This window comes from Nocardia sp. NPDC003345 (assembly GCF_053589395.1).
Window position 1 is genome coordinate 1 of the sequence record NZ_JBSFRU010000345.1, and the last position, 6,586, is coordinate 6,586.

General features: G+C 69.6%; 8 protein-coding genes. 3 read left to right on the forward strand and 5 right to left on the reverse strand.

Annotated features, from left to right (window positions below; translation table 11 throughout):
- Positions 1 to 192: 192 nt before the first annotated feature.
- From ACWDU1_RS27385 to ACWDU1_RS27395, 3 genes are read right to left on the reverse strand one after another with little or no spacing between them, the layout of a single operon-like run.
- The gene (locus ACWDU1_RS27385) at positions 193 to 846 is read right to left on the reverse strand and encodes a GNAT family N-acetyltransferase (protein WP_450002812.1); all 654 of its coding nucleotides are present in this window, start codon (positions 844 to 846) and stop codon (positions 193 to 195) included.
- 11 nt (positions 847 to 857) lie between these two features.
- Entirely contained in the window at positions 858 to 2,117 is a 1,260-nt protein-coding gene (glp, locus tag ACWDU1_RS27390; RefSeq protein WP_450002814.1) for a molybdotransferase-like divisome protein Glp, read from the reverse strand.
- Positions 2,118 to 2,153: 36 nt separating this feature from the next.
- Positions 2,154 to 3,119: a UTP--glucose-1-phosphate uridylyltransferase gene (locus ACWDU1_RS27395; RefSeq protein WP_450002816.1), complete on the reverse strand. Its 966-nt coding sequence runs from the start codon at positions 3,117 to 3,119 to the stop codon at positions 2,154 to 2,156.
- A 111-nt stretch (positions 3,120 to 3,230) separates the two neighbouring features.
- On the opposite strand from ACWDU1_RS27395, the gene ACWDU1_RS27400 reads away from it, so the two are divergent.
- The 3 genes from ACWDU1_RS27400 (at position 3,231) to ACWDU1_RS27410 (ending at position 5,060) form a co-directional block, all read left to right on the forward strand.
- Positions 3,231 to 3,818 carry a 5-formyltetrahydrofolate cyclo-ligase gene (locus tag ACWDU1_RS27400; RefSeq protein ID WP_450002822.1) on the forward strand — a complete coding sequence of 196 codons (588 nt, stop codon included), beginning with the start codon at positions 3,231 to 3,233 and terminating at the stop codon, positions 3,816 to 3,818.
- Between the two features lie 111 nt (positions 3,819 to 3,929).
- On the forward strand, positions 3,930 to 4,250 hold the full coding sequence (locus tag ACWDU1_RS27405; RefSeq protein ID WP_450002817.1) for an FmdB family zinc ribbon protein: 321 nt from the start codon (positions 3,930 to 3,932) through the stop codon (positions 4,248 to 4,250).
- 114 nt (positions 4,251 to 4,364) lie between these two features.
- Complete coding sequence (locus ACWDU1_RS27410) at positions 4,365 to 5,060, forward strand: SAF domain-containing protein (protein WP_450002819.1); 696 nt, start codon at positions 4,365 to 4,367, stop codon at positions 5,058 to 5,060.
- A gap of 145 nt (positions 5,061 to 5,205) precedes the next feature.
- Here ACWDU1_RS27410 and ACWDU1_RS27415 read toward each other — a convergent pair whose 3' ends face one another.
- Both ACWDU1_RS27415 and ACWDU1_RS27420 read right to left on the reverse strand, forming a co-directional pair.
- Entirely contained in the window at positions 5,206 to 5,880 is a 675-nt protein-coding gene (locus ACWDU1_RS27415; RefSeq protein ID WP_450002820.1) for an MspA family porin, read from the reverse strand.
- Between the two features lie 71 nt (positions 5,881 to 5,951).
- A partial coding sequence (locus tag ACWDU1_RS27420; RefSeq protein ID WP_450002821.1) for an MspA family porin occupies positions 5,952 to 6,586 on the reverse strand: 635 nt, incomplete at its 5' end.

Genomic DNA, 6,586 nt, shown 5'->3' on the forward strand with positions numbered 1-6,586 from the left:
CGGAGTTCTTCCCCGCGGGTACGTCTCGCAGATCGTGGTACGAGCTTCCGGCCGGTGGCGCAAGACGCACCACCGACGTCCGTAGGTTAATTCCGAGTAGGGGTAGAACACGGCAGGCGCGCCGTGCACATACGCCACATGAGTCACATTCCCACCATCGCCGGGCGGACAGGCCGTTTCACGGCAATCCGGTCACCGCAGCGTCAACCGCCCTTCCTCGGCCAAGCGGTCGACGATCCGGCCGGACAGCTCTTCCACCGTCATCGCGACCAGCAGATGATCGCGCCAGTCGCCGTCGACATCGAGATACCTTCGCAGCAGCCCTTCTTCGCGGAAGCCCACATTGCGCAGCACCGCCTGGCTGGGCAGGTTCTCCGGGCGCACGGTCGCCTCCACCCGGTGCAGTCCCACCGGACCGAAGCAGTGGTCCAGCCCCAGGGCCAATGCGGCGGTCGCCACACCCCGGCCGCCGAGATCACTGGCGACCCAGTAGCCGATCCACGCCGAACGCAGTGCGCCGCGCACGATGTTGCCGACCGTGAGCTGACCGCTGAACGCCCCGTCGACCTCGATCACCAACGGGATCATCGCGCCCCGGCGGGCCTCGGCCTTCAGGCTCGACCACAGCGGGGGCCAGTTCGAGGCGTGATTGCGGGCATCCCACGCGCCACGCCCGGTGGGCTCCCACGGTTCCAGATGATCCTGGTCGCGCTGCCGGATCCGGCTCCACGCGGCGGCATCCCGCAACCGCACCGGACGCAGCGTCACCTCGCCGCCGGCCGGCACCCGGACCGGGCCCAGGCGCGCGGGCCACCCGGGATGCTGGGTGGCCCGGAACACATTCATGGACTCCACTTCTAGCCGCGCTGGGCCAGGAACGCGACTCGAACCTTGTCACCGGTGCGAATTTCGGTGTCGTCGGGTTCGACCACGATCAGGCTGTTGGCCTCCGACATGGCGGCGAGCAGATGCGAGGACGCGGCGGCGCTGTTGCCCAGCGGTTGCACCAGGTACTCCCCCGTGGCCTCGTCGCGCATCAGCTGGGCGCGCAGATAGCCCTTACGACCGGCCATCGACTGGATGGGGGTGATGGTGCGGGCCCGCACGATCCGGCGCATCGGCTGCCGCCGGCCCAGGGCGATCCGGATCAGCGGCCGGACCATGACCTCGAAAACCACCAGCGCTCCCACCGGATTGGAGGGCAGCAGGAAGGTCGGCACCTCGTCCCGGCCGAGCCGGCCGAAACCCTGCACCGAGCCCGGATGCATGGCGACCCGCGCGATCTCCAGCTCACCCAGCCCGTCCAGGGCCTCACACACCTGATCGGAGGCCCAGCCGCCGACCGCACCGGCGATCACCACGACCTCCGCGCGTACCAGTTGCCCCTCGACCACATCCCGCAGCCGGCGGGGGTCGGCATCGACGATGCCCACCCGGTTGACATCCGCGCCGGCGTCACGCGCGGCCGCGGCCAGCGCGTAGGAGTTCACGTCGTACACCTGGCCCGGGCCCGGCGCGCGATCGATATCGACCAGTTCCTCACCGATGGAGATCACCGACAGCCGCGGCCGCGGATGCACGAGGACCTTGTCCTGACCGACCGCGGCCAGCAGACCCACCTGGGCGGGCCCGATGATGGTGCCGGCCTGCACCGCCACATCGCCGGGCTGGACATCGTCACCGGCGCGGCGCACATAGTCGCCCGACCGCACCGGCTCGTACACCTTCAGCCGGCCGCGACCGCCGTCGGTGAAGTCCAGCGGCAGTACCGCGTCCGCGAGGGTCGGCAGGGGGGCTCCGGTGGCCACCCGCACCGTCTGGCGCGGCTGCAGCCGGATCGGCTGGCGCGAACCCGCCAGCACCTCCCCGACCACCGGCAGTGTCAGATCGACCAGTTCGCCATCCTCGTCACGGATATCGGCGCCCGCGGACGCGACGTCCACACTGCGCACGGCATAGCCGTCGATGGCGGCCTGGTCGAACCCGGGTAGCGGTCGTTCGGTGACCACGTCCTCGGCGCACAGCAGCCCCTGGGCCTCGGAGATCGCGACCCGCACCGGCCGCGGCGCGACGGCCGCGGCCGTCACTTTGATCTGCTGATCCTCAACAGAGCGCATCCAGCCCTTCCCGATGTCCTCGCCGCAGCGGCGATCTCATTCGTCCGCGGTGAGTTGCGGGTTCCAGTCCGGACTCAGCCGGTGCTGGAGCCACTCGCGCAGGGCGGGACCGTACTCCTCGCGCTCCAACGCGAAATCCACCGCAGCACGAAGATAGCCGCCCGGGTTGCCCAGGTCGTGGCGCGACCCACGGTGGACCACCACATGGACCGGATGGCCTTCTTCGATGAGCAGCGAAATCGCGTCCGTCAGTTGCAGTTCCCCGCCCGCGCCCGGCCCGATCCGGCGCAGCGCGTCGAAGATCGCGCGATCGAGCAGGTAGCGCCCGGCCGCGGCATAGGTAGACGGCGCCGCCTCCAGATCCGGCTTCTCGACCATCCCCTTGACCCGCAGCACGTTCGGATTCACCGCGTCCGGGACCGGTGCGACATCGAAGACGCCGTACGCGCTCACCTGCTCTTTGGGTACGTCGATGGCGCACAGCACCGAACCACCGCGTTTGCGGCGGACCCGGTTCATCACATCCAGTACACCGACCGGCAGAACCAGGTCGTCGGGGAGCAGGACCGCCAGCGCCTCCTCGTCCGCGTCCAGGACGGCCTCGGCCTGGGCGACCGCATGCCCCAGCCCGAGCGGCTCCTCTTGCACCACCGAGGTCACATCGAGCAGGCCGGGCGCCTTGCGTACCTTTTCGAGCAGCTGGAACTTCCCGCGCTCGGCGAGGGTGCTCTCCAGCATCAGGTCTTCCACGAAGTGGGCGACCACACCGTCCTTACCGGGCGAGGTCACGATCACCAGCCGCTCGGCACCGGACTCGGCCGCTTCACTGGCCACCAGTTCGATACCCGGGGTGTCGACGACGGGCAGCAGTTCCTTGGGAACGGTCTTGGTGGCGGGCAGGAACCTCGTCCCGAGCCCGGCCGCGGGTACGACGGCTGTCCGGAATCCCGCACTCGATGCCCGGACGTCCCCATTGCCCTGCTCTGCGGCCACTTCTGTCATATACACACCCTATCCATCCGCGGCGCCGTCCAAACGGCTGTCCACCGGCCCGCCGCGGACTTTCCGGACGAAATCGGCGCCGCCTGAGAGCCTATGGTTGTCGGCGTGCCGATGCCCGATCAGATCGACAAACAGGCCTGGCGCGCGACGATCCGCGCCCGCAGGGCGGCCGTAACCGATACCGTGCGCACCGCGGAAGCCGCCGCACTGGCCGACGCGGCGGCCCGGCTCGAACCCGCCGAATGGGTCTGTGCCTATGTTCCGGTCCGCGGCGAACCCGGGTCGGTTGCCCTGATCCAGGCGCTGCGAAGCACCGGGAGCCGGGTGCTGCTGCCGGTCGCGGCGGAACCCGGACCACTGTGGTGGGCGGAGTTCACCGAGGTGCAAGCCCTCCGACCGGCGCGGTACGGCCTGCTGCAACCCACCGGACCCGTTCTCGTCCCCGATACGGTGGCACGGGCCGGGCTCCTGCTGATCCCGGCCCTCGCGGTGGACCGCAGGGGCGTGCGACTGGGCCAGGGCGCCGGCTACTACGACCGCACGCTCGGACTGGCCGATCCCGATGCGCGGCGGGTGGTGGTCGTCCGCGACGACGAGGTGGTGGAAACGCTGCCCGAGGAAGCGCACGATATCCGGATGGGCTGGTCGCTGACCCCGGGTGGCGGTCTCCGGCGGCTCGGCTCGGAGCCGGTCCGGTAGATCGCGGGTGGTATTCGGCACAACCGGCCCGCCAGGGGAATCATCCGGCGATTGGCGCTGTTGGCACTGTGAGCTGTAGAGTGCTAATTCACGAATACTGCGGAGGACCCTGTGCCAACCTATTCATACGCGTGCACCCAGTGCGATAACCGCTTCGATATCGTCCAGTCCTTCACCGACGACGCGCTCACGGTCTGCTCGGAGTGCTCCGGGGCGCTGCGCAAGCTCTTCAACTCGGTGGGCATCGTGTTCAAGGGCAGCGGTTTCTACCGGACCGACAGCCGTAGTGGATCCGGCACCGCCAGCGAACCGGCCGCCAAATCCGACAGCTCGAGCTCGTCGTCCGGCTCGTCCTCCACTTCCACCGGCAGCGGCTCTACCGGCACCGGCTCCACCGGCACCACCTCCACTCCGGCGGCCGCAGCCAGCTGATTTCCCGCGATGAGCCGCGCGCCGCGCCCGGCTCATCCATCCACAACCCGGTAGTTGTCCACAGGCGGCAGCGGAGCCGGGTTTTCCCGCGCACCGCGCCCATACGCTCGGCTCATGAGCCGCATACGCACCCGCCCCGGTCTCTCCGGCGGCCGGGCCCGGCTGGGTTCCGGAGACAACTGGCGCGAAGCCTTCGACAACCGTCCGCCCTGGCTGGATGCGACGCTCGCGCGCCGGGTGCTCGCGGGGCTGTGCGCGGTCGCGGCCGCGACGCTGTTCCTCCGCGGCGATCCCGGTGGAGCGCGGGTGCCGGTGGTCGTCGCCGCCCGCGATCTACCGCCCGGCCACCTGCTGAGCGCCGCCGATCTGCGGCGCGCGTCCTATCCGCCCGAGGCCGTTCCCGAAGCCGCCGCCCGCGATCCTTCCGCGCTCACCGGCGCCGTGCTCACCGCCGCGCTGCGAAACGGTGAAATGCTGACCGATGTGCGGGTGGTCGGCCCGCGGTTGGCAGAAGTCGCCACCGGCGTACCCGATGCCCGGATCGTGCCGGTCCGGCTGGCCGATACCGCGATAGCGGATATCCTGCGCGCCGGGGATCGGGTCGACGTGGTGGCAGCCGGTACCGAGAACCCCGGACTCGCGCAGACTCTCGCCACCGACGCGGCCGTGGTGCTGGTATCCGGCGGCGCGAGTGATACCGCGACGAGCCGCCGCGCCGATCGGGTGGTCCTGGTCGCGATGGACGCCCCGCGGGCGGCGGCCGTGGCGGCCGCCTCCCTCAACAGCGCTCTCACCGTGATCTTCCACTGAGGTTCGCGCACCCTACGGGCACACGACCCCATCGCGAGCACCGGCGAACGGCAGAAGGGACCTGCCGCGGCACATGCGGCAGGTCCCTTCGGTCGAGCGTGGTCCGGCACCGATACCGGACCGGCCGGATAGTGCCCGGAGCCGATCAGCCCAGGCTGAAGGGCTGACCCCACAGGGTCACCACGGACATCACGTTGTCGGTCTCGACCTTGACCTTCACGAAGGCGCGGGCCTGGGCGTAGCCGCCGCAGCCGCTGAGGCCGATGGTCTGATCCGACCAGGTGACCGAGCCGCTGTTGCCCTTGAACTTGTTGTTGGTGGCGTGATCCTCGTTGCCGTAGTCGTCCGGCTTCTCGATATCGAGGACGTAGAAGGCCTTGGCCTGGCCGGGGCCGAGGGTCAGGTTGCCGCCGCCTTCACCGCTGGGGCTGATCTCGGCGGTGTCACCTTCGACGGCCACTTCGGCGCTGGCGCCACCTTCGACGCCGCCGCCGTCGATGTTGACCTGGCAGCCCACGACATAGCCGGGGTAGATCTTGCCGCCGACGTCTTCGCCACCGGCGATCTCGACCTGGGCGCTACCGGAGGTCCACGCATTGCGGTGCACCGGGGTGGAACCCATGGACGGGCTGATGTTGGCGGACTCGCCGACCAGGCGGACGGTGACCACGGTGCCGTCGGACAGGGTCCGGACGATTTCGCCGCCGGGCAGCGGGATGAAGGTGTCGGCATTGGCAGCGCCGGTGGAGAACAGGCCCAGCGCCATCGAGGCGGCCGCGCCGACGCCGGCGAGGCGCGCCAGATTCTTACGGTTGAACATGTGTTTGTGCCCCTCTGGGGTTGAATTCGCTACAGCGAGAGATGTGGTGGGTGAATTCGACCGGTGCCGGATCAGCCGATGCTGAACGGCTGCCCGTAGAGGGTGGTCTTCGAGTAGTGGTCACCGATGATCTCGACCACGGTGTAGGCACGGGCCTGCGCGTAACCGGCGCAACCCTGGATCTCCATCTCGACATCCTGGTACTCGACGGAGTAGACGCCGGGCTTCTCGATGTCCTTGAACTCGATCTGGACCCACTTGACCTCACCCGGGCCCAGTTCCACGCCGACCGAGCCGCCGACGCTGCCGCCGCCGACCTCGATGCCGACCGAGCCGCCCAGGCCGATGGCGTCGTCGGCGATGCTCACCTGGCAGCCGACGATGTAGCCGGTGTTGATCTGCGAAGCGCCGTGGGTGGACGAGTTGTTGGTGCCGTCCTCGCCGGTCGGGCCGTTGTTCGGACCCGCTTCGCCCTCGGGCGTTACCGAGACGTCCGCGGTGGCGTTACCCGAGACCCAGACGGTCCGGCCCGCACCGTTGGCCGCCATCGACGGCGAGACGAGCGCGCTCTCGTGGGTGCGGGTGATTTTGACACCGGGACCCAGCTTCTCACCGTCCGGCAGCGGAACGAAGGTGTCCGCGTTGGCGGCACCCGTAGAGAACAGACCCATGGCCACAGCAGCGACAGCGCCGACGCCCAGAGCGC

Bases quoted from the DNA above. Each gene is read 5' to 3' on its own strand.
- ACWDU1_RS27395 (WP_450002816.1), bottom strand. From the start codon at position 3,119: ATGACAGAAGTGGCCGCAGAGCAGGGCAATGGGGACGTCCGGGCATCG.
- ACWDU1_RS27385 (WP_450002812.1), bottom strand. From the start codon at position 846: ATGAATGTGTTCCGGGCCACCCAGCATCCCGGGTGGCCCGCGCGCCTG.
- ACWDU1_RS27400 (WP_450002822.1), top strand. From the start codon at position 3,231: ATGCCCGATCAGATCGACAAACAGGCCTGGCGCGCGACGATCCGCGCC.
- ACWDU1_RS27410 (WP_450002819.1), top strand. From the start codon at position 4,365: ATGAGCCGCATACGCACCCGCCCCGGTCTCTCCGGCGGCCGGGCCCGG.
- glp (WP_450002814.1), bottom strand. From the start codon at position 2,117: ATGCGCTCTGTTGAGGATCAGCAGATCAAAGTGACGGCCGCGGCCGTC.
- ACWDU1_RS27415 (WP_450002820.1), bottom strand. From the start codon at position 5,880: ATGTTCAACCGTAAGAATCTGGCGCGCCTCGCCGGCGTCGGCGCGGCC.